Annotated in this window: 22 protein-coding genes; 18 read left to right on the top strand and 4 right to left on the bottom strand. The window is 47.5% G+C overall.

Annotated elements, in window-relative coordinates; genetic code table 11:
* Positions 1-7: 7 nt before the first annotated feature.
* From BMX82_RS00495 to BMX82_RS00475, 5 genes are all read left to right on the top strand, one after another.
* Positions 8-760: a shikimate dehydrogenase family protein gene (locus BMX82_RS00495; protein ID WP_036912037.1), complete on the top strand. Its 753-nt coding sequence runs from the start codon at positions 8-10 to the stop codon at positions 758-760.
* Between the two features lie 13 nt (positions 761-773).
* Positions 774-1,946 carry an AIR synthase-related protein gene (locus BMX82_RS00490; RefSeq protein ID WP_091766174.1) on the top strand — a complete coding sequence of 391 codons (1,173 nt, stop codon included), beginning with the start codon at positions 774-776 and terminating at the stop codon, positions 1,944-1,946.
* The gene (gene prfA / locus BMX82_RS00485; protein ID WP_036913504.1) at positions 1,933-3,045 is read left to right on the top strand and encodes a peptide chain release factor 1; all 1,113 of its coding nucleotides are present in this window, start codon (positions 1,933-1,935) and stop codon (positions 3,043-3,045) included. The genes BMX82_RS00490 and prfA overlap by 14 nt, the downstream gene beginning before the upstream one ends.
* 4 nt (positions 3,046-3,049) lie before the next feature.
* The gene (pyrF, locus tag BMX82_RS00480) at positions 3,050-3,877 is read left to right on the top strand and encodes an orotidine-5'-phosphate decarboxylase (protein ID WP_036912034.1); all 828 of its coding nucleotides are present in this window, start codon (positions 3,050-3,052) and stop codon (positions 3,875-3,877) included.
* Positions 3,878-4,047: 170 nt separating this feature from the next.
* Positions 4,048-5,508: a TlpA disulfide reductase family protein gene (locus BMX82_RS00475; protein ID WP_143058276.1), complete on the top strand. Its 1,461-nt coding sequence runs from the start codon at positions 4,048-4,050 to the stop codon at positions 5,506-5,508.
* Positions 5,509-5,688: 180 nt separating this feature from the next.
* Here the strand turns inward: BMX82_RS00475 and BMX82_RS00470 are convergent, their stop codons facing one another.
* Positions 5,689-6,750 carry a glycoside hydrolase family 43 protein gene (locus tag BMX82_RS00470; protein WP_091766171.1) on the bottom strand — a complete coding sequence of 354 codons (1,062 nt, stop codon included), beginning with the start codon at positions 6,748-6,750 and terminating at the stop codon, positions 5,689-5,691.
* A 103-nt stretch (positions 6,751-6,853) separates the two neighbouring features.
* Between BMX82_RS00470 and BMX82_RS00465 the strand changes: the two genes are divergently transcribed.
* From BMX82_RS00465 to BMX82_RS00435, 7 genes are read left to right on the top strand one after another with little or no spacing between them, the layout of a single operon-like run.
* Positions 6,854-8,077 (top strand): HD domain-containing protein, encoded by a 1,224-nt coding sequence (locus BMX82_RS00465; protein ID WP_091765152.1) that lies wholly within the window; start codon positions 6,854-6,856, stop codon positions 8,075-8,077.
* A 48-nt stretch (positions 8,078-8,125) separates the two neighbouring features.
* Positions 8,126-9,163, top strand: a complete 1,038-nt coding sequence (gene lpxD, locus BMX82_RS00460; RefSeq protein WP_091765151.1) for a UDP-3-O-(3-hydroxymyristoyl)glucosamine N-acyltransferase — start codon at positions 8,126-8,128, stop codon at positions 9,161-9,163.
* A gap of 5 nt (positions 9,164-9,168) precedes the next feature.
* Positions 9,169-10,551 carry a bifunctional UDP-3-O-[3-hydroxymyristoyl] N-acetylglucosamine deacetylase/3-hydroxyacyl-ACP dehydratase gene (locus BMX82_RS00455; protein WP_036912021.1) on the top strand — a complete coding sequence of 461 codons (1,383 nt, stop codon included), beginning with the start codon at positions 9,169-9,171 and terminating at the stop codon, positions 10,549-10,551.
* Between the two features lie 9 nt (positions 10,552-10,560).
* Positions 10,561-11,334: an acyl-ACP--UDP-N-acetylglucosamine O-acyltransferase gene (lpxA, locus tag BMX82_RS00450; protein ID WP_036912017.1), complete on the top strand. Its 774-nt coding sequence runs from the start codon at positions 10,561-10,563 to the stop codon at positions 11,332-11,334.
* A 3-nt stretch (positions 11,335-11,337) separates the two neighbouring features.
* Positions 11,338-12,255: a tRNA (adenosine(37)-N6)-dimethylallyltransferase MiaA gene (miaA, locus tag BMX82_RS00445; RefSeq protein ID WP_091765148.1), complete on the top strand. Its 918-nt coding sequence runs from the start codon at positions 11,338-11,340 to the stop codon at positions 12,253-12,255.
* A complete protein-coding gene (locus BMX82_RS00440) occupies positions 12,236-14,737 on the top strand; it encodes a transglycosylase domain-containing protein (RefSeq protein WP_255396516.1) in 2,502 nt (833 codons plus the stop codon). Before miaA ends, BMX82_RS00440 begins: the two co-directional genes overlap by 20 nt.
* 21 nt (positions 14,738-14,758) lie before the next feature.
* Positions 14,759-16,516, top strand: a complete 1,758-nt coding sequence (locus BMX82_RS00435) for an AAA family ATPase (protein ID WP_255396515.1) — start codon at positions 14,759-14,761, stop codon at positions 16,514-16,516.
* A gap of 41 nt (positions 16,517-16,557) precedes the next feature.
* Here BMX82_RS00435 and BMX82_RS00430 read toward each other — a convergent pair whose 3' ends face one another.
* The 3 genes from BMX82_RS00430 to BMX82_RS00420 all read right to left on the bottom strand — a co-directional run bounded on the left by BMX82_RS00430 (position 16,558) and on the right by BMX82_RS00420 (position 18,022).
* A complete protein-coding gene (locus BMX82_RS00430; RefSeq protein ID WP_091765142.1) occupies positions 16,558-17,079 on the bottom strand; it encodes an STM3941 family protein in 522 nt (173 codons plus the stop codon).
* Between the two features lie 229 nt (positions 17,080-17,308).
* Complete coding sequence (locus tag BMX82_RS00425; RefSeq protein WP_036912007.1) at positions 17,309-17,518, bottom strand: helix-turn-helix domain-containing protein; 210 nt, start codon at positions 17,516-17,518, stop codon at positions 17,309-17,311.
* Between the two features lie 6 nt (positions 17,519-17,524).
* Complete coding sequence (locus BMX82_RS00420) at positions 17,525-18,022, bottom strand: hypothetical protein (protein WP_143058275.1); 498 nt, start codon at positions 18,020-18,022, stop codon at positions 17,525-17,527.
* Between the two features lie 800 nt (positions 18,023-18,822).
* Between BMX82_RS00420 and rplU the strand changes: the two genes are divergently transcribed.
* The 6 genes from rplU (at position 18,823) to BMX82_RS00390 (ending at position 25,251) form a co-directional block, all read left to right on the top strand.
* Positions 18,823-19,140 carry a 50S ribosomal protein L21 gene (gene rplU, locus BMX82_RS00415; RefSeq protein WP_036912004.1) on the top strand — a complete coding sequence of 106 codons (318 nt, stop codon included), beginning with the start codon at positions 18,823-18,825 and terminating at the stop codon, positions 19,138-19,140.
* A gap of 20 nt (positions 19,141-19,160) precedes the next feature.
* Complete coding sequence (gene rpmA / locus BMX82_RS00410; RefSeq protein WP_013064241.1) at positions 19,161-19,424, top strand: 50S ribosomal protein L27; 264 nt, start codon at positions 19,161-19,163, stop codon at positions 19,422-19,424.
* A 180-nt stretch (positions 19,425-19,604) separates the two neighbouring features.
* Positions 19,605-20,924 carry a serine--tRNA ligase gene (gene serS, locus BMX82_RS00405; RefSeq protein ID WP_036912002.1) on the top strand — a complete coding sequence of 440 codons (1,320 nt, stop codon included), beginning with the start codon at positions 19,605-19,607 and terminating at the stop codon, positions 20,922-20,924.
* 22 nt (positions 20,925-20,946) lie between these two features.
* Positions 20,947-23,307 (top strand): bifunctional dihydroorotate dehydrogenase B NAD binding subunit/NADPH-dependent glutamate synthase, encoded by a 2,361-nt coding sequence (locus BMX82_RS00400; RefSeq protein WP_036912000.1) that lies wholly within the window; start codon positions 20,947-20,949, stop codon positions 23,305-23,307.
* Positions 23,294-24,076, top strand: coding sequence for a PP-loop family protein (locus tag BMX82_RS00395; RefSeq protein ID WP_091765136.1), 783 nt, complete (start codon positions 23,294-23,296; stop codon positions 24,074-24,076). The genes BMX82_RS00400 and BMX82_RS00395 overlap by 14 nt, the downstream gene beginning before the upstream one ends.
* Positions 24,077-24,087: 11 nt before the next feature.
* On the top strand, positions 24,088-25,251 hold the full coding sequence (locus BMX82_RS00390; RefSeq protein WP_091765133.1) for a hypothetical protein: 1,164 nt from the start codon (positions 24,088-24,090) through the stop codon (positions 25,249-25,251).
* Positions 25,252-25,261 lie beyond the last annotated feature (10 nt).

Genomic DNA, 25,261 nt, shown 5'->3' with positions numbered 1-25,261 from the left:
AATTATTATGGACAAGTACGGACTTATAGGTTATCCCTTGGGACATTCGTTCTCCATCAGTTACTTCAATCAGAAGTTTGCTGACGAGGGTATCAATGCCAAGTATGAGAACTATGAGATTGCCAGTATCGATGAACTAACGGAGATACTCGACAAGACGCCAGAGTTGAGAGGACTGAATGTTACAATCCCATATAAGGAGAAAGTAATACCTTTCCTAGATAGCATATCGCCTGAGGCAAGAGCCATTGGGGCAGTAAACGTGATCCGTGTGACTCATGAGAAGAACAATACACGACTGAAAGGATTCAATAGCGACGTGATAGGATTCACTCAAAGCATTGAGCCAATGATTGACAAAAAGTGGCACAAGAAAGCCCTGATTCTGGGTACAGGAGGCGCATCGAAGGCAATCAACTATGGTTTGAAGTCACTAGGTATCGAACCGATATTCGTGAGCCGCTACGAACGTCCTGACACAATACAATATGAGAGCATCACGCCAGAAGTCATCAAGGAATACAATGTCATTGTGAATTGTACACCCGTTGGTATGTATCCCAACACAGACGAGTGCCCCAAGTTGCCATATGAGGCGATGGATAATCACACCATACTCTACGATTTGATTTACAACCCTGATCAGACACTCTTCATGCGTAAGGGAGCAGAACATGGTGCAGAAGTGAAGAACGGACTGGAGATGCTGTTACTGCAAGCTTTCGCCAGTTGGGAATTCTGGAATGGAAAAGAGAAATAGTTTATATAAGGATATGACAGACAACAGATATATGATGCGTGGCGTATCAGCCGCAAAGGAAGACGTACACGCAGCCATTAAGAACATCGACAAGGGTATCTTCCCGCAGGCATTCTGCAAAATCATACCCGATATATTGGGGGGCGATCCCGAGTATTGTAACATCATGCATGCCGACGGAGCAGGAACAAAATCATCGCTGGCATATATGTATTGGAAGGAGACGGGAGATCTCAGCGTATGGAAAGGAATTGCTCAAGATGCCATTGTGATGAATACAGACGACCTTCTTTGTGTAGGTGCCGTCGACAACATCCTTGTATCGAGCACCATCGGACGTAACAAGATGCTGATACCAGGTGAAGTAATATCAGCCATCATCAATGGCACAGATGAATTGCTTGCAGAACTCCGCGAAATGGGCATCGGTATCTATCCTACTGGTGGCGAGACTGCTGACGTAGGCGATTTAGTACGCACCATTATTGTAGACTCTACCGTAACATGTCGCATGAAGCGCTCTGATGTAATCAACAATGCGAACATCCGTCCTGGCGACGTCATTGTTGGTCTGTCTTCAACAGGACAGGCTACCTATGAGAAGCGATACAACGGCGGTATGGGTTCTAACGGACTTACCTCAGCTCGTCATGATGTATTTGCCAAGTATCTGGCAGAAAACTATCCTGAGAGCTATGATCACGCTGTGCCCGATGAGTTGGTATACAGTGGTAAATACAAACTGACTGACAAGGTGGAAGGCGCTCCTGTAGATGCCGGGCAGTTGGTACTCTCTCCCACCCGCACATATGCTCCTGTTATCAAGAAGCTGCTCGACGAGTTGCGCCCAGAGATCCATGGTATGGTTCACTGCACTGGTGGCGCCCAGACAAAGGTTCTGCATTTCGTAAACGATAACTGCAAAGTGGTGAAGGACAACATGTTCCCTGTTCCCCCACTCTTCAAGGCTATCCACGAATGCTCTTGTACCGACTGGAAGGAAATGTATCAGGTATTCAACATGGGACATCGTATGGAAATCTACGTCCGTCCTGAGGTGGCCGAAAAGGTTATCGAGATCTCGAAGAGCTTTAACATCGATGCTCAGATAGTCGGACATATTGAAGAAGGCAAGAAGAGCCTCACTATCAAATCTGAATTTGGAGAATTCTATTATGGAGAATAACAGTATATTACAAAAGCTTGACGGTCTGGAGGCTCGCTTCGAGGAAGTGTCGACTCTGATCACTGACCCCGACGTGATTGCCGATCAGAACCGTTTTGTGAAACTGACGAAAGAATACAAGGATCTGGGTGACATCATGGATGCCCGCAAGCGTTACATCGCCTGTCTGAACGGCATCAAGGAGGCAAAGGACATCCTTGCCAACGAGACCGATCCCGAGATGAAGGAGATGGCCCGCGAGGAACTGGCTATGAACGAGGAACTGCAGCCACAGCTGGAGGAAGAAATAAAGATTGCACTGATTCCAAAGGATCCTGAAGACGCTAAAAACGTGGAGATGGAGATACGTGCAGGAACAGGTGGCGACGAGGCTTGTCTGTTTGCCGGCGACCTGTTTAAGATGTACAAGAACTACTGCGAGTCGAAGGGCTGGCAGCTGTCTATCACCTACGTATCTGAGGGTGCCGTGGGCGGATTCAAGGAGATCGACTTCTCTGTATCGGGGGCCGATGTATATGGTACACTGAAGTACGAATCGGGTGTTCACCGTGTGCAGCGCGTACCTGTGACCGAGTCGAACGGACGTATGCAGACGAGTGCTGCCACCGTGGCCGTGCTGCCTGAAGCAGACAAGTTCGAGGTACATGTAAACGAAGGCGAAATCAAGTGGGATACTTTCAGAAGTTCAGGTGCCGGTGGCCAGAACGTAAATAAGGTAGAATCGGGTGTACGTCTGCGTTATATGTGGAAGAACCCCAACACTGGCGAGACGGAAGAGATACTTATTGAATGTACCGAGACCCGCGACCAGCCAAAGAACAAGGAGCGCGCACTGAGCCGTCTGTACACCTTTATCTACGACAAGGAGCACCAGAAGTATGTGGACGACATCGCTTCAAGGCGTAAGAGTCTGGTAAGTACAGGTGACCGCTCAGCTAAGATCCGTACGTATAACTTCCCACAAGGACGTGTGACCGATCATCGTATCGGCTATACGACACACGATCTGCAGGGATTCCTTGGTGGTGACATTCAGGCCATGATCGATGCACTGACTGTTGCCGAGAACGCAGAAAGAATGAAAGAGAACGAATTGTAAGATTATGAATAGAAAAGAATTAATCAATCAAATAAAAGAGAAACAGAGTTTTCTCTGTGTAGGATTGGATACAGACGCAAAAAAGATGCCTCAGTGCGTATTCGACCTTCACGACCCATTCTTTGAGTTTAACAAGGCAATTATCGATGCTACAGCCCCCTACTGTGTTGCATATAAGCCCAATCTCGCATTCTATGAAGCTTATGGCGTCAAGGGCATGATATCATTCGAGAAAACTATCAAGTACTTGAAAGAGAACTACCCCAACCACTTCATTATCGCCGATGCAAAGCGTGGCGACATCGGTAATACGTCGGCCATGTATGCACGTACCTTCTTCGAAGAGTACGATGTTGACTCGCTGACCGTTGCACCCTATATGGGTGAAGACTCCGTAACACCTTTCCTTGGTTACGAGGGCAAGTGGGTTATTCTATTGGCATTGACCAGTAATAAGGGAAGTCACGACTTCCAGTTGACTGAAGATGCACAGGGCGAACGTCTGTTTGAGAAGGTGCTGAAACAGAGTCAGCAGTGGGGAAACGATGAAAACATGATGTATGTCGTTGGTGCCACACAAGGTAAGATGTTTGAAGACATCCGCAAAGTGGCTCCCAATCATTTCCTCTTGGTTCCAGGCGTTGGTGCTCAGGGTGGAAGTCTGCAGGAGGTATGCCAGTATGGCATGACAAAAGACTGTGGGCTACTAGTCAACTCTTCACGAGGTATCATCTATGCATCTAACGGTGATGATTATGCCGAAGCTGCTGGAGAAGCAGCAAAGAAACTCCAACAGGAGATGGCAGAAGAATTAAAGAAAAAAGGGTTCTGAAGTTTGTTCAGAACCCTTTTTCTTTTTTCCTTTCCTTTTCTTGCGCCCTTTTGGCAGCAAGCATCCTTTATGGCGATTTTTCTTTAAAATATTTAAAATACTTGTACGGTTCATATATTCTTTGTAACTTCGCCGCCGACATATACCATAAAATCATTAAAACATTAATTATGAACAAGAAAAACATTATCACTATTCTGCTTGCCCTTCTCACATCAACAGGACTAGCACAGACAAAGACTGCAACAGTCACTGGTTACTCTCCCGCACTGAAAGACGGCACGCTGGTGCTTGCCGGTACAGGTACTATAGGAAGTGTTGTAGACACTGTCAAAGCCGGACATTTCGCCTACACTCTACCCGTTGAAGAACTCACTGAAAGCTTTCTCTGTTTAATGGGCGAAGGCTGTCCTAATATGTCGATAACCATCTACCTGAAACCAGACCTGGCAGTGAAAGTGACAGGCAATGACTGTCTCTATCCCTTATGGAAGGTGGAGAGCCCGCTCCCCGAGCAACGGACAGAAGCTCGCATCACGGAGCACTGCCGTGACGTGCTGACGGAATATATGCAGAAGGTTCTGGCCAATAAGCCCTGGGCTGAGCTAGAACCCGTTGAAATAAAGTTGGCGAAGAAGCAGATGGACATCCTACCCGCACTGCCTATGGATGCCGCCACCATCGGTAAGCTATTGAATGCATCCAGAATTGTAAAGAACATCAAGGACTTCCCCCACATGGAGCAGTTGAAGAAGATCGAGAAGTTCGTTGCAGACCGTGCACCTAAAGGATTTGAGGGGCAACTGGCCGAGATACACAGCTATGTTTATCCGCCACGAGTCTTGCAGGTTGGCGAAGAAGCCGAAGATGCAGAACTCGTTGATATGCAAGGGCAGAAGCATCATCTGTTTGAAGCCTTTGCCAATGGCAAATATGTATTACTTGATTTCTGGGGTATCGGTTGTGGTCCTTGCATGATGTCTGAGCCTGAGATGAAAGAGGCCTATGAGAAAATGAAGGATAAGCTGGAAATCGTCGGTATCAATCAGAACAAGATCTCAGAGTGGCAGGAGCACGAATTCAGCAAGCGCATTGTCTGGACAAACTGGAACAACGCCATGCAGGATATTAGTAGAAAATACTGCGATATGGGTGCCATTCCCTATTACATATTGATCTCACCCGACAAGCGCATCGTTTGGAAGGGCATGGGTTATAACCCGGGATGGTTTATGGGCATGGCTGATGTCCTCAACGGCGTCAAGCACAAACAAGATAACAGCGCCAACTTCTCGCTGCTAATCCAGAAAGTCGATGCCAATGCCAGTAGCACTACTGTTAGTTTCCGCTATTACGGCCATAAGGATTATTGGTTCCGCATCGTCAAAGAGTCCTATCTTGAGGCAAACGGCAAAAAATACATGCTGACAGCAGCCGATGGTGTCAAGCTTGACGAGGACAACTTTTCTCAGGTGAAAGCTACAGAGTCAACAGACGAGTCTCTTAGCAACCTCTGCTACACAGACTTCACGCTCACCTTTGAGCCGTTCGATACCATCCCAACGACTTTCAACTTCAAGGAGGGCGACGTCGAGCACGCATTTGTCATCCGAAATGTTTCTTTAGAATAGAAAGTTCCTATAGACAACGGTGTTTCCTCAGTCAGAAAACACTGTTTTCTCCATTAGAAAGCAGTGTTTTCCTTAAGGGGAAACAACGTTTTCTAACGGAGAAAAGACTGGAAAACACTATCCTGACGATATTTCTACCGAGAGGGGCCCTCTCCTCTGGATGTTTTTAAAATCTAAGGTCTATCTTCTTAGTTTCGCAAGACGTTTGTATTCTTTCTTCGTCAGTCGGAGGAAAGAGCCATGCTGGGGGGCTTTCACGCCCTCGATGTTACGAGGCGAATGGAAGTTCCGCATATTCTCATCGGCCAGACAGAGGCGGTAGTTGCGTGGATGGGAAGAATACTCAATATAGGCAATCACCCAACTTTTCTCGCCACTAAGCTGAAATGCCGAGACCCCTTCACATTTCTTGTTACCCTCAAAGTCAACATAATCATCCTCTACGGGTTCGCTCCAAGGACCAGTAAGCGTTGGGGCCGTAGCAGTAAACAAGCCAGGTTTCCCGCCTTCTTTCTTAATCATCATGTGCCAATTCTGATCCGTTTCCACCCAATTGATATCGGCATCGATAGTAGCATACCCCCAATCGAAGAGCAGACGTGGCTGTGTAAGGGTGGTAAAACTCTCATCGGCATAAGAATAATACATACGGTCATAAGCCTCTTCACCTCGATTCCACATAGAGTAATATACCATATAACCGCCTCTCTTTCCGTCAGGCCATACATAATCCTCATCCCATACGATCTGGGGTGCCCATACACGATTGATGGTGGCCCAGTTCTTATATACGCTCTCTGCATCCGGATCTGAGAAGATTGAGACGCCCTTTCGATAGTCGAAAGTAACTGATTCCCAGTGAATAAGATCGTTGCTCGTCAAGAGATCGATACCATAGTTATCCCACGTCTCTTTTTTTCCCAAACGCTCTTTTGCGCCAACATTCATATCCGTACACACCATCAGATAGCCCTTCCCGTCATGCTTACGACAGATATAGGCATCACGTGTGGCACCTTCGATACGGGCATGCTCGGCATCGCTGAAGATAGAGTCTCCCCCAAAAAGGTCTTCATAGTGAAAGCCGTCACGACTCAGTGCGTAAGCTGTCCATGCACGGCCGTGGTCGTTCATGTGGCAATATAGATAACCATAACCGCCTTTCTGCAGGTTTCCTTTCTGGGCATAAACACTCACGCACGATGTGGCTGCAAGAAGCAGCAAAGTTGAAAAACGCTTCATCATATTCTTTGTTTTAGTATTTTATTGTGCAAAGATAAGGCAATTTAAGCGAAAAAACAAATATCTTTGGCTTTTATCTATATTTTTTAGTACCTTTGCACCCATGAACGATGTCAAGATCATAAACGACCCCGTTTTCGGATTTATCAAAATCCCAAAAGGAATACTTTATGGCATTGTGGAACATCCTCTGTTCCAGCGCCTTAACCGTATCCATCAACTTGGGTTGGCTTCTGTGGTTTATCCTGGAGCACGACATACCCGATTCCAGCATTCACTTGGGGCTTTCCATCTGATGAGTGAGGCCATATTGAATCTTCAGCAAAAAGGCATCTTCATCTTTGAATCAGAAGCTGAAGCTGTTCAGGCTGCCATCCTGATGCACGACATCGGACATGGTCCATTCTCTCACGTATTAGAGAACACACTGATTCATGGTATTTCTCATGAAGAGATTTCACTGCTGATGATGGAAGAGATCAATCGTTCACTGAACGGACAGTTGAATCTTGCCATCAGTATTTTCAAAGGAGATTATCCGAAGAACTTTCTCCATCAGCTCATCTCGAGTCAGCTTGACATGGACCGTTTGGACTACTTACGCAGAGACTCCTTCTATACAGGCGTGACAGAAGGTAACATCGGCTCTGCACGAATCATCAAGATGCTAAATGTTGTCAACGACTCGTTAGTGGTAGAGCAGAAAGGCATCTACTCACTGGAAAACTATCTCACCACACGCCGCCTGATGTACTGGCAGGTATACCTGCATCGTACTTGCGTAGCCTATGAGAAGGTACTTGTCAACATGCTTACACGTGCGAAAGACCTTATACGTATGGGACAGGATGTGTTCGCCTCACCTGCCCTGCACTACTTCCTCAGCAATGACATCGATGCAGAGTGGTTTGCCACACATCCCGAGACTCTTACGAATTATGGCGAACTCGATGATTCAGACATCTGGAGCGCCATGAAGGCTTGGAAACATCACGATGATAAGATTCTTTCTACACTGGCAACCGACATGCTTGACAGAAAGATTTTCAAGGTCGAGGTTCACGAAGAGCCTGTATCACAGGAGAGAATCGACGAATTACAGGAGAATATCGCAAGAGAACTGGGTATTGACAAGAGCGATGCCCACTACCTGATGAGTCTCAACACAATCCAAAAAGACATGTATAATGTTGACGATGATAGCATCGCAATACTTTACAAAAATGGAGAAATCAAGGACATATCCGAGGCTTCAGAATTGCTAAATGTTCAATTACTTTCTAAAAAAATAAGAAAATATTATCTGTGTTATCAGCGATTTGAATAATTTTCGCTATCTTTGCACGGTTTTATATAATAAATTAAGGCAAAAAATATGGAATTTACAGCCAAACAAATTGCAGAACTAATTCAAGGACGTGTTGAAGGCGATGAAAATGCATCAATAAACACCTTCGCAAAGATTGAGGAAGGTGTGCCAGGCGCTATCTCGTTCCTGTCGAATCCCAAATACACTCATTACATTTACGACACCAAGTCGAGTGTAGTACTAATCAACGAAGACGTCAAACTCGATAAACCCGTCAGTACCACACTTATCCGCGTAAAGAACGCTTATGAATGTGTAGCTAAGTTACTACAGTTCTATGAGTCAATGAAACCTGTTAAGAAGGGTATTGATTCACTCGCATACATTTCTCCTAAGGCCACCATTGGACAAGATGTCTATATAGGTGCATTCGCCTATATCGGCGATGGAGCCGTGATTGGCGATGGCACAATGGTTTATCCCCATACTGTCATTGGAGATGGCGTGCAGACTGGTTCAAAATGTGTGTTCTTTCCCAACGTTACTATTTATCAGGGATGTAAAATCGGAAATAATGTAACAATCCATGCTGGCAGCGTAATCGGTGCCGATGGTTTTGGTTTTGCTCCCAATACTGAGGGTTATGATAAAATACCGCAGATTGGCATCGTCATCATCGAGGATAATGTGGAGATTGGCGCCAACACCTGCGTAGACCGTTCCACAATGGGACAGACTGTTATTCACAAGGGTGTGAAACTCGACAACCTGATTCAGGTGGCTCATAATTGTGAAGTTGGAGAAAACACCGTAATGTCGGCTCAGGTAGGTTTGGCAGGTTCAACTAAAGTTGGAGCTTGGTGTATGGTTGGTGGTCAGGCCGGTTTTGCCGGACATATTCAGATTGCCGACAAGACATTCATCGGTGCTCAGTCTGGTGTCATCAGCAACACGAAGGGAGACGGTGAGCAACTGATAGGTTCACCTGCCGTTAATCCCAAGATGTATTTCAAGGCGAGAGCTTTGGATGCTAAGCTTCCTGACATGTACCGTCAGATAGCTCAATTGCAACGTGAAATAGAAGAATTAAAAAAGAAACTCTAAGAAATATGAAGCAGAAAACTTTGAAAGGCAGTTTCTCCCTGTTTGGTAAGGGACTGCATACGGGTTTGAACCTCACAGTAACATTCAATCCAGCCCCGGAAAACACGGGCTATAAAATTCAGCGTATTGACCTTGAAGGCGAGCCTGTGATTGATGCCATTGCAGAGAATGTCGTTGACACCCAGCGTGGTACGGTACTTGGTAAAGGCGATGCTCGTGTTTCTACTGTAGAGCATGGTCTATCTGCTCTCTACGCTTTAGGCATTGACAACTGTATGATTCAGGTAAATGGTCCTGAGTTTCCTATTCTCGATGGCTCTGCCATCCAGTATGTTGACAAGATCAACGAGGTAGGCATTGAGGAGCAGAATGCGCCCAAAGACTATTATATCATTCGCAAGAAAATTGAAGTGAAGGACGAACAGACAGGTTCATGCATCACGATTCTTCCTGATGACTCTTTCTCAATCACAGCGATGTGCTCATTTGAATCAAAGTTCATCAGTTCACAGTTTGCGACACTTGACAATCCGCAAAACTATACCAAAGAAATAGCCAGTGCCCGTACGTTTGTTTTCGTACGCGACATCGAGCCTCTGCTTCAGGCAAACCTGATTAAGGGTGGCGACTTGGATAACGCAATTGTCATTTACGAGCGTCAGACCACTCAGGAACGTCTCGACATGTTGGCAGATATGCTGCACGTAGAGCATCGCGACGCTACAGATCTGGGCTACATCCAGCACAAGCCTCTGCAGTGGGACAATGAATGCACACGCCACAAGTTGCTCGACATCATTGGCGATATGGCACTGATTGGTAAGCCTATCAAGGGTCGCATCGTAGCTACTCGTCCAGGACATACCATCAACAATAAATTTGCCCGTCAGATGCGAAAGGAAATTCGCAAGCACGAGATTCAGGCGCCTATCTATGATCCAAACGAAGAGCCAGTCATGGACGTGAACCGCATCCGTGAACTTCTGCCCCACCGCTACCCCATGCAGTTGGTTGATAAGGTGGTTGAACTGGGAGCAACGACCATCGTTGGTATCAAGAACATCACGGCCAATGAACCATTCTTCCAAGGGCACTTCCCACAAGAGCCCGTGATGCCCGGTGTACTTCAGATTGAGGCTATGGCTCAGTGTGGTGGTCTGCTGGTACTCAATACTCTCGAAGAGCCTGAGCGCTGGAGCACCTATTTCATGAAGATCGACGATGTGAAGTTCCGTCAGAAGGTGGTTCCTGGCGATACCTTGATTTTCAAAGTAGAACTGATGGCTCCCGTACGCCATGGTATCTCTTCAATGAAAGGTTACATCTTTGTTGGCGACCATGTAGTGGCTGAGGCATCATTTACAGCACAAATCGTAAAAAACAAATAAGAAATTTATATGGCAAATCAGATACATCCTTTAGCAGTTGTTGACCCAGAGGCAAAACTGGGCGACAACAATATCATTGGCCCATTCTGTGTGATTGACAAAAACGTAGTCATGGGCAACAATAACAAGCTCTACAATGGTGTGACCCTCCATTTCGGAGCTCGCATTGGCAACAACAACGAATTCTTTCCCGGTGCATCCATCTCAACAAAGCCTCAGGATCTGAAGTTTGTTGGCGAGGAGACTACATGTGAAATTGGCGACAACAACTCCATCCGCGAGAATGTGACCATCAGTCGTGGTACCGCTTCAAAGGGTAAGACCGTAGTAGGCAATGGCAATCTGCTGATGGAGAATATGCATATTGGCCATGACTGCGAGATTGGTAATGGCTGTATCATTGGCAACTCTACGAAATTTGCCGGTGAAGTGATTGTCGACGACAATGCCATTATCTCGGCATGTTGCTTGTTCCACCAGTTCCTGCACGTTGGAGGCTATATTATGTTCCAAGGTGGTAGCCGTACGAGTCAGGACATTCCCCCTTACGTAATCGCAGGCAAGGAACCTGTTCGCTATGCAGGTGTGAATCTCATTGGTCTGCGTCGTAGAGGTTTTTCCAACGAGACCATCGAGGCTATCCATGACGCCTATCGTATCATCTACTCTAAGGGAGTCATGAAGGAGGGCGTGGCTGAGGCTCGCGCCAAATATCCCGACTCTAAAGAGGTTGAATACATTTGCTCATTCATCGAGAACTCTAAGAGAGGAGTCATCAGATAAACAATATTGAAAAAGACGCTGATAGTCATCACAGGCCCTACGGCCGTTGGTAAGACGGCCTTGTGCCTGAAGATTGCCAAGTATTTCGACATACCTATCATCAATGCCGATTCACGTCAGATATACAGCGAACTGAACATTGGTACAGCACGTCCCACTGACGAGCAGATGAAACAGGTCAGGCATTATTTCGTGGGCACTTTGGGGCTGGAGGACTATTATAGCGCATCGCTCTTTGAACAACAGACACTCGAGTTACTGGAACAACAATTCAAACATCGGGACTACGCCTTACTCTCTGGTGGCAGCATGATGTATATCGATGCCGTTTGCGATGGTATTGACGACATTCCCACCATCGACGAAGACACCCGTACGCTGATGAAACAGAGACTGGCAAACGAAGGACTCGAAACTCTCTGTCAGGAACTGAAGAAGCTCGATCCGGAATACTACGAAATAGTTGACAAGCAGAACCCACGACGGGTGGTACATGCACTCGAAATCTGCACGATGACAGGCAAGACCTACACATCGTTTCGCAAACGAGAAAAGAAAGAGCGATCTTTCAACATTATAAAAATCGCACTTAACCGACCGCGTGAGGAACTCTATGAGCGCATCAACCAGCGTGTTGACCAGATGATGGCCGACGGACTGCTCGAGGAAGTCAAAAGACTCTATCCTAAGCGTCATCTGAATGCGCTGAATACTGTGGGGTACAAAGAACTGTTCGATTACCTTGACGGACGATGGTCATTAGAAGAGGCAGTAGAACGCATCAAGGGTAATACCAGACGATACGCCCGCAAACAATTAACTTGGTATAAGAAGGATGAACGTATCAAGTGGTTCCATCCTGATGAAACAGAAAAAATAATCAGTTATATATCTCAAGACTATGAGCAACGAAACGATTAACAAATACAAGGCTTGGCTGAATACAGCGATGCAGAAGGTGAAAGGCTTCTGGCCATGGTATAAAGGTCTTTATCAAGGGCGTCCTTGGTATATCAAGACTGGTCTTGGAATTGCCTCGCTCATTGTGGCTTTCTTCCTTTATCTGGGTGCAGTCGACATGAACTTCTTGTGGCTTTTCGGTAAGTCACCATCTATGTCGACCATCAAGAACAAACGACCTGCAGAGGCCTCCATGATCTACAGTGCTGATGGCAAGCTGATTGGTAAGTTCTTCAGTGAGAACCGTACACCTGTAACCTATGAGGAGGTGAACCCCGTATTTTGGAAAGCCCTCATCGATACAGAAGACGAGCGTTTCTTCCATCATCATGGCATCGACTATCAGGCCTTTGCAGCAGCATTGAAAGACTATGCCCTACACCACGACGCACGTGGCGCTTCCACCATCACCCAGCAGTTGGCAAAGAACCTGTTCCGAACCCGTTCTGAATATTCAACAGGATTGCTGGGATATATCCCTGGCATCAAAATGCTCATTCTGAAGAGCAAAGAATGGATTACGGCCTACAAACTGGAGTTCTTCTTCACCAAAAATGAGATTCTGACGCAGTATGCCAATACCGTTGATTTTGGTTCGAATGCGTTTGGTATCAAGACGGCTTGTAAAACCTACTTCAACTGTAAGCCTCAGGATTTGACAACTGAGAATGCAGCCATCTTGGTAGGTATGCTTAAGGCCACCACATATTATAATCCCCTGATCAATCCGGATAACTCGCTCAAGCGTCGTAATACCGTACTCGACCTGATGTGCCAGCATCGCGACTTGACCAAGGAAGAGTGTGATTCACTGAAAAAGTTAGAAATCAAACTCGACTACAGCGTTGAGAGTGCCTATGACGGCGATGCCAACTACTTCCGTGAGGCGGTTGCCGACTATCTGAAGGGTTGGTGCGAGGAATATTTTGACAATCGTAATGCCCTGTATACTGAGGGACTGAAGATATACACCACCCTCGATTCGCGTATGCAGAAGTATGCCGAGGAGGCAGCCTTTAAGCAAATGAAACAGGTGCAGCAAACGTTCAACGCTCACTGGGGAAGCACCAATCCCTGGCAAGACGAGAACCACGTAGAAATAAAAAACTTTATTGAGGATATCGCCAAGCGACAGCCTGTGTACAAATATCTCTCAAAGAAATTCGATGGCAATGAGGATTCCATCAACTACTACCTCAATAAGCCCCACACCGTGAAGGTGTTCGACTATGAGAAGGGACAGATCGAGAAGGAACTTTCAACGATGGACTCTATCCGCTACATGGTGCGCTTCATGCATTGCGGTTTTGTGGCTATGGAGCCCCAGACGGGTCATGTAAAAGCATGGGTGGGCGATATAGACTTCAAGTCATGGAAGTACGACAAGGTAACAGCAATGCGCCAGCCTGGTTCAACCTTTAAACTCTTCGTATATACAGAAGCCATGAATCAGGGCATCACCCCTTGCGACACCCGCAAGGATGAGTTCTTCTCTATGAAGGTGATGGATCATGGCAAAGAAGTAACATGGGCACCAACAAATGCCGACGGCCGTTTCTCTGGCGCAGACATCACCCTGAAGCAGGCTTTTGCCATGAGTATCAACTCTGTAGCCGTTCGCTTGGGTCAAGAGTGTGGCATCGACAACATCGTGAAGACTGCTCACGACATGGGTATCAAGTCTAAACTCGACGCGACCCCCTCGCTCACCCTGGGTTCGAGCGATGTGAACTTGCTTGAGATGGTCAATGCCTATTGTACACCTGTGAATGATGGCGGACACATGGAACCTGTGCTGGTGGCAAAGATTGAAGACCGTGACGGCAAGGTGATTTACGAAGCGCCTACCGAGGCTACGCAAGCTATCCCTTATCGTTCTGCCTTCCTGGTACAGCAGTTGCTGAAAGGTGGTATGAGTGGTACGAGCTCACGCCTGATGGGTTTTGTAGGCTATGACAAGGCTGCTGATACAGACTTTGGCGGAAAAACGGGTACATCCAACAATCACTCCGACGCCTGGTTCATAGGTACTACACCTAAGCTGGTGGTTGGCGCATGGGTTGGCGGCGAATACCGAAGCATCCACTTCCGTACCGGCATGCTAGGACAAGGCAACCGTACAGCTCTGCCCATCTGTGGTTACTTCCTCGGCTCTGTGCTTAATGACCCCGCTTTCAAGAAATATCGCGCAAAGTTCAGCGCACCTCGTAATATCGACCTTGCCAGTGCCATGTATGATTGCGGTGGCTACTTCCAGGCTCCAGCCGACTCAGACTCGCTGAGCACAGACTCGCTCTCACTTGATGCAGACGACACTGATGCTATATTCCTCGATGAGCACGGCAATCCGTTACAGCGCCCTCAGAAGGATCCAGAGCCAGACGATACCAAGCAGCAGACGGCACCTCAGACCAATGGTGAGGGAACGAAAGACGAAGACTAACCCGATAAGTTACTGATATCGTTGGAACTAGATCTTGAAAACAAGGAGTGGCAGGACGCGCTCCAGATCGTGAACTATACCCGTCGTTCGCTTTTCCTCACAGGAAAGGCGGGGACGGGTAAAAGTACGTTCCTGCGCTACGTGTCGAAAAACACCAAGAAGAAGCACGTCATTTTAGCCCCAACGGGTATTGCGGCCATCAATGCAGGAGGAAGCACGCTTCACAGCTTCTTCCGTCTGCCTTTCCACCCCTTGCTGCCCAATGATTCACGCTACAACTACCGCCACCTGAAAGAGACACTGAAATATACAGGTGCCCAACGCAAGCTGATTCGTGAAGTAGAGCTGATTATCATAGATGAGATTTCTATGGTCCGTGCCGACATCATCGACTTTATTGACAAGGTGTTGCGCATATACACACGCAATCCAGAACCCTTTGGTGGAAAACAACTCCTACTAGTGGGTGACATCTACCAGCTGGAACCAGTGCTGAAGGACGAGGAGCGTCAACTACTTCAGCCCTTCTACCCCTCGGCCTATTTCTTTAATGCCAAGGTGTGGCAGACGATGCCCATCGTATCGATTGAACTCCGCAAGGTGTATCGCCAGACAGATGATCGTTTCATCTCCATCCTCGACCGTATTCGCAACAACACGGCTACAACTGCAGATCTGGAAACCCTCAACACCCGCGTATCTGCTTCCAATCAAACCGTAAATAACAGAAGCCTCACCATCACGCTCGCTGCCCGTCGCGACACCGTAGATTATACTAATGAGCAGCGTCTGGCAGAGATTAAGGGCAATCCATCGGTTTTTCGCGGTACCATCAAGGGCGACTTTCCCGAGAGTTCGCTCCCTCCCCCCATGGAACTTCAGCTGAAACCTGGTGCTCAGGTTATATTCGTAAAGAACGACAAGGAGAAGCGTTGGGTGAACGGTACGCTGGGCACTGTGAGTTATATTGCCGAGGAAGAGGGTGTAATCGGCATCATCGACGAGCAAGGCGTGGAACACGATGTGGAGCGCGAGGTGTGGGAGAACATGCGCTATACCTTCAACGAGAAGGAACAGAAGATTGAAGAAGAACTTTTGGGTACCTATACCCAATTTCCCGTTCGACTAGCGTGGGCCATCACCGTACACAAGAGTCAGGGACTCACATTCTCACAAGTGTCGATTGACTTCGCTGGCGGAGGCGCTTTTGCTGGTGGGCAAACATATGTAGCGCTCTCCCGATGCACCTCGCTCGAAGGACTCACACTGAAAGCTCCTCTGCGACAGAGCGACATCTTCGTACGAGCAGAGGTGGTGCAGTTTGCCAATCACTACAACGACCAGACACTGATTTCAAAGGCACTTGAGGAGGGCAAGGCCGACCGCGAGTATCGCGATGCCATCCGTTCCTTCGACACACTCGACTTCGCAGGTTTCCTCGACCACTTTTTCACGGCTATCCATCTACGCTACGACATCGAGAAGCCACACATACGCCGTTTCATACGCAGGAAACTTGAAATCATCAGTCGCCAGAAACGTGAGATTGAGCGTATGAAAGCAGAGCATGCCTCTGAGATGGATGCCCTGAAAGCAGAAATCAAGTCGAAAAATGAACTCTTGAAGCGATTGGCAGCTGAGTATACCATCTTAGGACGCGAGTGCGAGCACGAACACATGATCGATGCCGCCATCCGCAACTATGAGAAGGCGCTCGAACTCTATCCCGATGCCGGTGATGCCCGTCGCCGTCTCAAAAAACTACAAGGAAAAAAGTGACAAATGTCATTTGTCACTTTAGTCACCCATACATTTGATTCTTAGGATTTCACTTCTTTAGCGTGAGCCAGCTTAAGCCTCTCGTTCAGCATATTAAGCAAGTCGTGTGGCTTAATGTCCATATGATTGATAGGAATCTCATAGACAGCCCCAGGCGCATCAGGATTGCGCAGGCGCTCTTTGCGTCCCTCCTCAATCTCGTCGAGTGATTTCCAGTTCTCATGCTCCTTCTTATATTGGATACCTATCAGCTTCAGAGTCTTGTATTTTGTTAGGTAGAACGCATCGACATCACGAAAGCAGACTGTCCACTTGAGCTTGTTATTCACTTCGAGATACTCGTCGGTAATGGTCATGCAGAGCCTTTGTTTGTAAAAGTCATGAAGATACTTAATAAAATAGAATGCAAAAATGCAGACTGGAGCACCTAGCAGATTCCACCACATCTCTTCACGGCTGCTGAAATAGAGTCTCGTCAATATATAGACTACAAGACTAGTTAGCATCAAGGCAACAAAAGCCACGACCTTTTTTTTCGAAAAATAGATTTTAACCTCTTTCATATTCCAGAAACAACTTAAAAGATGAAGGCTGCTGCATTGAGCGCCAACGTAATGAGTGTAATAAAGAAAATAGCAATGATCATAATTGTACTGATTTATTCTGAGTTTACGATTGATTAATTTGGTTTTCTAACTTCCGATGGTGCAAAGATAGGCATTCTGCCGTGAATTCACTTACACACTTCGTTCTTTTATTTGTTTATTTGTATCATTTAACTAATTCAGAAGCTTATTCATCCCTGTATTCAAGAATATCGCCAGGCTGACAACCCAGTTCGCGACAAATTGCTTCAAGCGTCGTAAAGCGCACCGCCTTGGCCTTGCCCGTCTTCAGAATCGAGAGGTTAGCCAGCGTAAGCCCCACCCGATCAGCAAGTTCACTGAGCGACATCTTGCGCTTAGCCAACTCCACATCGAGGTTTACGATAATCTGTCCCATACGCCATCAGATGGTTAAGTCCTGCTCCTCTTTCAGCTTCATGGTGTCCTTAAGGAACTTAGGCACGAAGAAATAAAAGATAATCATACAGAAGAAGGGACCCTGATACAGAGTACCTGCCAACTTGAGCACATTTTTCGGGCTTTCGCCAGCCAGGCTGTTACTTACGCCATAGTCCAGCATATATCCTGCTATCGCACAATAGACCAGACACGAGGCGGCCATGATGTAGTAAAGCCACACGCACCAGCGCGTATACTGCTTATTAATATAAATAAGGTACGCGAGAAGCAAGTATAGCAAGAAGAAATACGTGCGGGCCAGGTTGTCGGTGAGATAGCAGAGATTCTGCCAATAGTCATACGGCGTTTCGGCATTGTTCATACGATAGATATCGCCGTTTATCAGACAGCCCATGACGATAGCCATAAACAGAAGACAGGTCACGGATACCGGATTCTTGGCACAGCAATTGCGAAGGAAATTACTTATACGCTTATACATTATTTTAAGTTTTTATTGTTAATAACTTAGTTGTTTATTTTATTGATTCACTTAATAATTTTATCGTTATCAATTATATATTTATCGATTTTCGATATGCAAAAGTAGAAACTTTTCCCTTTTCCACCAAACTTTCCCCCAAAAACTTTATCGTTTTTCGATAAATTTAACGATTCAGGATATATGGGGCTCCTGGTCAGAACTGCTTTAATGGGCAATTTACTCCGAGTAAAGTCAAGGTTTAGTCCGAGTAAAATCAGACTTTCCACTAAGGAAAGTAGCTAACAAGTTTGTGATGTTACGATGATGTATATACCCATCACCAACATTAAAAAGTGTGAACCTTTATAAAAAGAAAATAGCAAATTATAGATTTTTGGGCGTTTTTTATCGACGAAAGCAATCGATTACATGGTTTTTTATGTTAAATTTCGAAAATATTAGCGCTTGTGCGGGTACACAATAATTTTTCCTAAAAAAAGTTGAAGAAATATTTGGAGAAGTAAAAAAAAGGCATTACCTTTGCAACCGTTATCCTGAAAACAATCTTTTTACCTTAGAAAACTAATACCTATTGAAGATATGGAGCGATCGCTTGCGAAAGTCGTCGCTTTATTTTTTGCCCATACGTACAGATTTGTTAAACTTTCATAAATCTACATCTAAATCTCGATACACCAGTCTCAATTACTAATAAAATTAGTACCTTTGCACCCCGTTAGAGTCCGTTGGGGCAGAGTGAAGTGTGTACGAACGTATGCCGCCTCGCGGAAAAAACCCTTTATACAATAAAATAAATAATGTACGCAATTGTAGAAATTCAGGGTCAGCAGTTCAAGGCCGAGCAGGGCAAGAAGCTCTTCGTGCACCACATTAAGGATGCCGAGGCCGGTAAGACTGTTGAATTTGACAAGGTGCTGCTCGTAGATGCTGACGGTGCAGTGAAGGTAGGTGCTCCCACCGTAGACGGAGCAAAAGTAGTGTGTGAAGTAGTGAACCCGCTGGTTAAGGGTGACAAGGTCATCGTTTTCAAGATGAAGCGTCGCAAGGACTCTCGCAAGCGCAACGGTCATCGTGAGCAGTTCACTGAAGTAGAAATCAAGTCTGTAATCGCTTAAAACGTAGGAGGAACAACATTATGGCACATAAGAAAGGTGTAGGTAGTTCTAAGAACGGTCGTGAGAGCGCAGCTCAGCGACTTGGCATCAAAATCTTCGGTGGTCAGCAGTGTGTAGCTGGTAACATTATCGTTCGCCAGCGTGGTACAAAGCACAACCCGGGTAACAACGTGGCTATTGGTAAGGACGACACTCTCTACGCTCTCGTAGACGGTACTGTAAACTTCCACAAGGGAAAGTACAACAAGAGTGTTGTTTCAGTAATTCCAAATGCTGAAGCTTAATTAAAAAGAAACAACTTATTCCAAACAAACAACAGAATCCCGCGCTCCGTAAGGAGTTGCGGGATTTCTGCATTTTTATACTTTATAGTATAAAATCAAAAGAATGTTTGGGTTTTTCAGCGGAAATGATTACCTTTGCACCTTAGAAATCAGAAATCAACAAATAAATACGTATTTAACATGTTAACACTCAAACTTATCAATGAGGAAACCGAACGCGTGATTCGTGGCTTGGAGAAAAAACACTTTGCAGGTGCAAAGGAAGCCATCGATGGCGTGCTCGCAGTAGACAAGAAGCGCCGCGAGGCACAACAGGAGCTCGACAAGTGTCTGAACGAGCAGAAACAGCTTTCCGGCCAGATTGGCAAGTTCATGAAGGAAGGCAAGAAAGACGAAGCCGATCAGATTAAGCAGCAGGTGGCTCTGCTGAAGGAGAAATCAAAGGAGCTCGACGAAACCATGGCCAAGGCTCAGGAAGAGATGACAACCCTGCTTTGTCAGATTCCAAACATCCCATACGACGAGGTACCCGAAGGCAAGGCTGCAGAAGACAACCACGTTGTGAAGAGCAATCTGAAGGAGTGTAGCGACAGCGACACCGTGGGCAACTGGGACGTAAACCCCAAGTTGGGTATTGAGAATCCCCTGCCCCACTGGGAACTCGCCAAGAAATACAATCTCATCGACTTCGACCTGGGTGTGAAAATCACAGGTGCCGGTTTCCCCGTCTATATCGGTAAGGGAGCACGTTTGCAGCGTGCGCTCATCAACTTCTTCCTCGACGAGGCTCGCAAGGCTGGCTATACAGAGATCATGCCTCCGACGGTAGTAAACCAGGCTTCAGGCTACGGTACAGGTCAGCTGCCCGACAAGGAAGGACAGATGTATCACTGCGAGGTAGACGACTTCTATCTCATCCCCACAGCAGAGGTTCCTGTGACGAATATCTATCGTGACGTCATTCTCGACGAGAAGGACCTGCCCATCAAGAACTGCGCCTACACCCAGTGTTTCCGTCGCGAAGCAGGAAGCTATGGTAAAGACGTTCGCGGTCTGAACCGTCTGCACGAGTTCTCAAAGATTGAGATTGTACGCATCGACAAGCCCGAGCACTCAAAAGAGAGCCACAAGGAGATGCTGGCTCATGTAGAAGGTCTGCTGAAGAAGTTGGAACTGCCCTATCGCATCCTGCTGCTTTGCGGTGGCGATCAGAGTTTCACCTCAGCCATCTGCTACGACTTCGAGGTTTACTCAGAGGCTCAGGGACGCTGGCTCGAGGTTTCGAGTGTATCAAACTTCGACACCTATCAGGCCAACCGTCTGAAATGCCGCTATCGCCGTGAGGACACAAAGAAGCCCGAGCTCTGCCACACGCTCAACGGTTCGGCTCTGGCTCTGCCCCGCATCGTAGCCGCCCTGCTGGAGAACAACCAGACAGAGAACGGCATCAAGGTGCCCGCAGCCCTCGTGCCCTACATGGGATGCGACATCATCGACTAAAATCAACAATAAACAAATACCTATGAACAAGATCGTAAGAAAAGAACAATTCTCTGAGAAGGTCTTCCTTTTCGAGATTGAAGCGCCGCTGATAGCCAAGAGCCGTAAGGCAGGCAACTTCGTCATCGTGCGCGTAGGAAAGAAAGGCGAGCGAATGCCCCTGACCATCGCTGGCGCCGACATCGCTAAAGGCACTATCACGCTGGTAGTACAGAAGGTAGGTCTTTCATCGATGAAGCTCTGTGAGCTGGGCGTTGGCGATTATGTGACAGATGTGGTCGGTCCGCTCGGCAATCCTACGAAAATTGAGAACTACGGCACCGTGGTTTGTGCTGGTGGTGGCTTAGGCGTGGCTCCTATGCTGCCCATTATCCAGGCACTCAAGGCAGCAGGCAACCGCATTCTCTCCGTGATGGCAGGTCGCTCAAAAGATCTCATCATCCTTGAAGACAAGGTGCGCGAGAGTTCTGACGAGGTAATCATCATGACCGATGACGGCTCGTATGGCGAAAAGGGCGTGGTAACCGTTGGTATCGAGAAGTTCATCGAGCAGGAGCACGTTGACAAAGTGTTTGCCATCGGCCCTCCAATCATGATGAAATTCTCAAACCTCACTGCTCAGAAGCACAACATCCCCTGTGAAGTAAGCCTGAACACCATCATGGTAGACGGAACGGGTATGTGCGGTGCCTGTCGACTCACCATTGGCGGTAAGACCAAGTTCGTGTGCATCGATGGTCCTGAGTTTGATGGCGCCCTCGTAGACTGGGACGAGATGTTCAAGCGCATGGGAACCTTCAAGCGTGCAGAGCAAGAAGAGGTAGAGCACTATCAGGAACACCTCGACAGCATCTCTGACGAGAAAGTGGAAAAGGCTTCGAAGGGTACTGATATCGTGATGGACGACGATCCTACCAACGATACCATCGAAATTCTTACTGATCGTAATGCTGCATGGCGTAAGGAGCTCCAGCAGAGCATGAAGCCCAAGGAGCGCACTCAGATAGAGCGTGTAAAAATGCCTGAGCTCGACCCTGTATATCGTGCTACCACTCGCACAGAGGAAGTAAACATCGGACTGACCAAGGAAATGGCTATGACAGAGGCCAAGCGCTGTCTCGACTGCGCTAAGCCCAGCTGTGTTGAGGGCTGTCCCGTCAACATCAATATCCCGTCGTTCATCAAGAACATCGAGCGCGGTCAGTTCCTGGCTGCTGCCAAGGTGCTCAAGAACACCTCCGCTCTCCCCGCTGTCTGTGGCCGTGTATGTCCGCAGGAGAAGCAGTGCGAGAGCAAGTGTATCCACCTGAAGATGAACGAGCCAGCCGTAGCCATCGGCTATCTGGAGCGTTTCGCAGCCGACTTTGAGCGCGAGAGTGGCAACATCTCTCTGCCCGAGATTGCACCTTCTAACGGCATCAAGATTGCTGTGGTTGGTTCTGGTCCTGCAGGACTTTCGTTCGCTGGCGACATGGTAAAGAAGGGTTACGACGTTTATGTGTTCGAGGCCCTGCACGAAATCGGTGGTGTACTGAAGTACGGTATCCCCGAGTTCCGTCTGCCCAACAAGATTGTTGACGTTGAGATCGAGAACCTCGCCAAGATGGGCGTTCACTTCCAGACTGACGTGATTGTTGGCAAGACCATCAGCGTTGAGCAACTTGAGGCACAAGGTTTCAAGGGTATCTTCGTAGGCTCTGGCGCTGGTCTGCCTAACTTCATGAATATCCCTGGCGAGAACAGCATCAATATCATGTCGTCTAACGAGTATCTGACCCGCGTGAACCTGATGGATGCAGCCAACCCAACCACTGATACCCCATTGAATCCCGCTAAGAGCGTGCTCGTTGTGGGTGGTGGTAACACGGCTATGGACTCTTGTCGTACAGCCAAGCGTCTGGGTGCCGAGGTAACACTCGTTTACCGTCGTTCTGAGGTAGAGATGCCCGCCCGTCTCGAAGAGGTGAAACACGCCAAGGAAGAAGGTATCAACTTCCTGACGCTGCACAACCCCATCGAGTATATTGCAGACGAGCAGGGAGCTGTGAAGCAGGCCATCCTCCAGGTGATGGAACTTGGCGAGCCCGATGCATCAGGCCGTCGCAGTCCTGTGCCTGTTGAGGGCAAGACCGTCACACTCGATGTCGATCAGGTAATTGTGGCTGTTGGTGTATCGCCCAACCCACTCGTACCGAAGTCTATCCAAGGCCTCGAACTGGGACGTAAGAACACGATAGCTGTCAACGACGAAATGCAGTCATCAAGAGCTGAGATCTTCGCTGGTGGCGACATCGTGCGTGGTGGTGCTACGGTTATTCTCGCCATGGGCGATGGCCGTCGTGCTGCATTGAACATGGATAAGCATCTTCGTGGAGAAGCTTAATCAGAATAAAGAGAGCCATCGCCTCTGGCATCGTTTGAATGAACGTTTTGTCAAGGCGATGGCTACTTATCATCTGATAGAAGATGATGACCACATACTCGTGGGGCTTTCTGGCGGCAAGGACTCACTCCTGCTGCTCGAGCTCTTAGCTAAGCGAGCCAAGATTCAGCATCCGCGATTCAAGGTAGAAGCATTGCACGTGAGGATGGAGAACATCCACTACGAGACAGACACCAGCTATCTGCAGCAGTTCTGCGAGAATCTGGGTGTAACGCTCCATGTGAGAACTACAAGGTTCGAGGTGGAACAGACAGAGACGTCACAGCAACCCACAGACGCTGCCCGCCGTCGCAAACAGAAACAGCCATGTTTCCTCTGTTCGTGGAATCGTCGCAAGGAGATGTTCAATCTCGCTCAGGAACTGGGATGCAACAAGATTGCCCTGGGCCATCATCAGGACGACATCATCCATACGGCATTGCTCAACCTCACCTATCAGGCTCACTTTGCCACCATGCCCGTAAGCCTGAAGATGCGCAAGATGCCCCTCACGCTCATCCGTCCGTTGTGCCTTATTCAAGAGGCAGACGTCAAGACATGGGCCGAGATGCAAGGATATCAAAAGCAGCAGAAACTCTGTCCCTACGAGACAAACTCACATCGAACAGACATTAAACGTCTATACGAATCGCTCGAGCAACTGAACCCTGAGGTGCGCTATAACATTTGGGGAGCACTCGAAGCAGACAACAAACTCATTGAAGAATAAACAGAAAGAATATGAATCTCAAGACGGTTTCCATCATTGCATTGTCCATACTTCTGCCACTCACTCTGAGTGCACAGAAACGTAAGAAGCGTGTAGTGAAGAAAGAGCCCGTTGTAGAGGTTCCGCAAGAAGATCCACGCATCACCAACATGCGTGAGATGACCCAGCAGATTGTTATCATCGATAGCATCGTCATGGACAAGAACCAGTTTCTGAGCGCTTTCCGTCTCTCCTCCGAGACAGGTTCTGTCACCACTTGCCAGGAGTTTTTCGGTAAACCCGTAGAAGGCTATCTTTTCCGCAATGAGATGGGCAATAAGATCTACTTCTCCATGCCTGACGACAGCCTTCGTCAACAGCTCTTCACAAGCGACAAGTTGGGAGAGGAATGGAGCAAGGCCCAACCCCTTCAGGGCATCAGCGAAGGCATCAGCGAAGCATCCTACCCCTTCATGCTTGCCGATGGCATCACGTTCTACTTTGCTGGTAAGGGCGAGGAAAGCATCGGTGGCTATGATATTTTCCTCACTCGCTACGACTCTCGCAGTGGTAGTTTCCTGAAACCCGAGAATATCGGAATGCCTTTCAATTCAGAGGCTAACGACTACATGTTTGCCATCGACGAACTCAATCAGATAGGCTACTTCGTCAGCGACCGCCGCCAGCCCGAAGGTCAGGTATGCGTTTATATCTTTATCCCCTCCGATAGTCGTAAGACATACGACACTTCTGTGTATACCGAACAGCAAATCCGCGACTTTGCAGACATAACCCGTATTGCCGACACCTGGGGCGATGGCCAGTTGCGCAAGAATGCGCTCATGCGCTTAGAGGCAATAAACGCCCAGAAGCCAACCGCCGAGGTTCAGCAGACAACAGATAACCAACAGGTTATCATTATCAACGACCATCTCACCTACTCCAAAGCCAGCGACTTCCGTTCACAAAAAGCCGCCATGCTCTACAAGCAGCTCATCTCTGCCCGCAAACAACTCGACATGCTCGAAAGCGAACTTACTAAATCGCGCGATTACTTTGCTAAGGCATCAGATAGCGAACGAACATCCCTGCGCAAAGAGATACTCAGCGCAGAGAAAGAACTCCTGCAACTCAACCGCCAGATAAAAACGCTTGAGAAGCAGACACGTAACGAAGAAAATTCTGTATTAAACTAAAATAAGCAAG

Source organism: Prevotella sp. khp7 (genome assembly GCF_900109055.1).
GTDB lineage: Bacteria > Bacteroidota > Bacteroidia > Bacteroidales > Bacteroidaceae > Prevotella.
The sequence above is the reverse complement of the archived record's forward strand: the minus strand, read 5'-3'. Positions and strand labels throughout refer to the sequence as shown.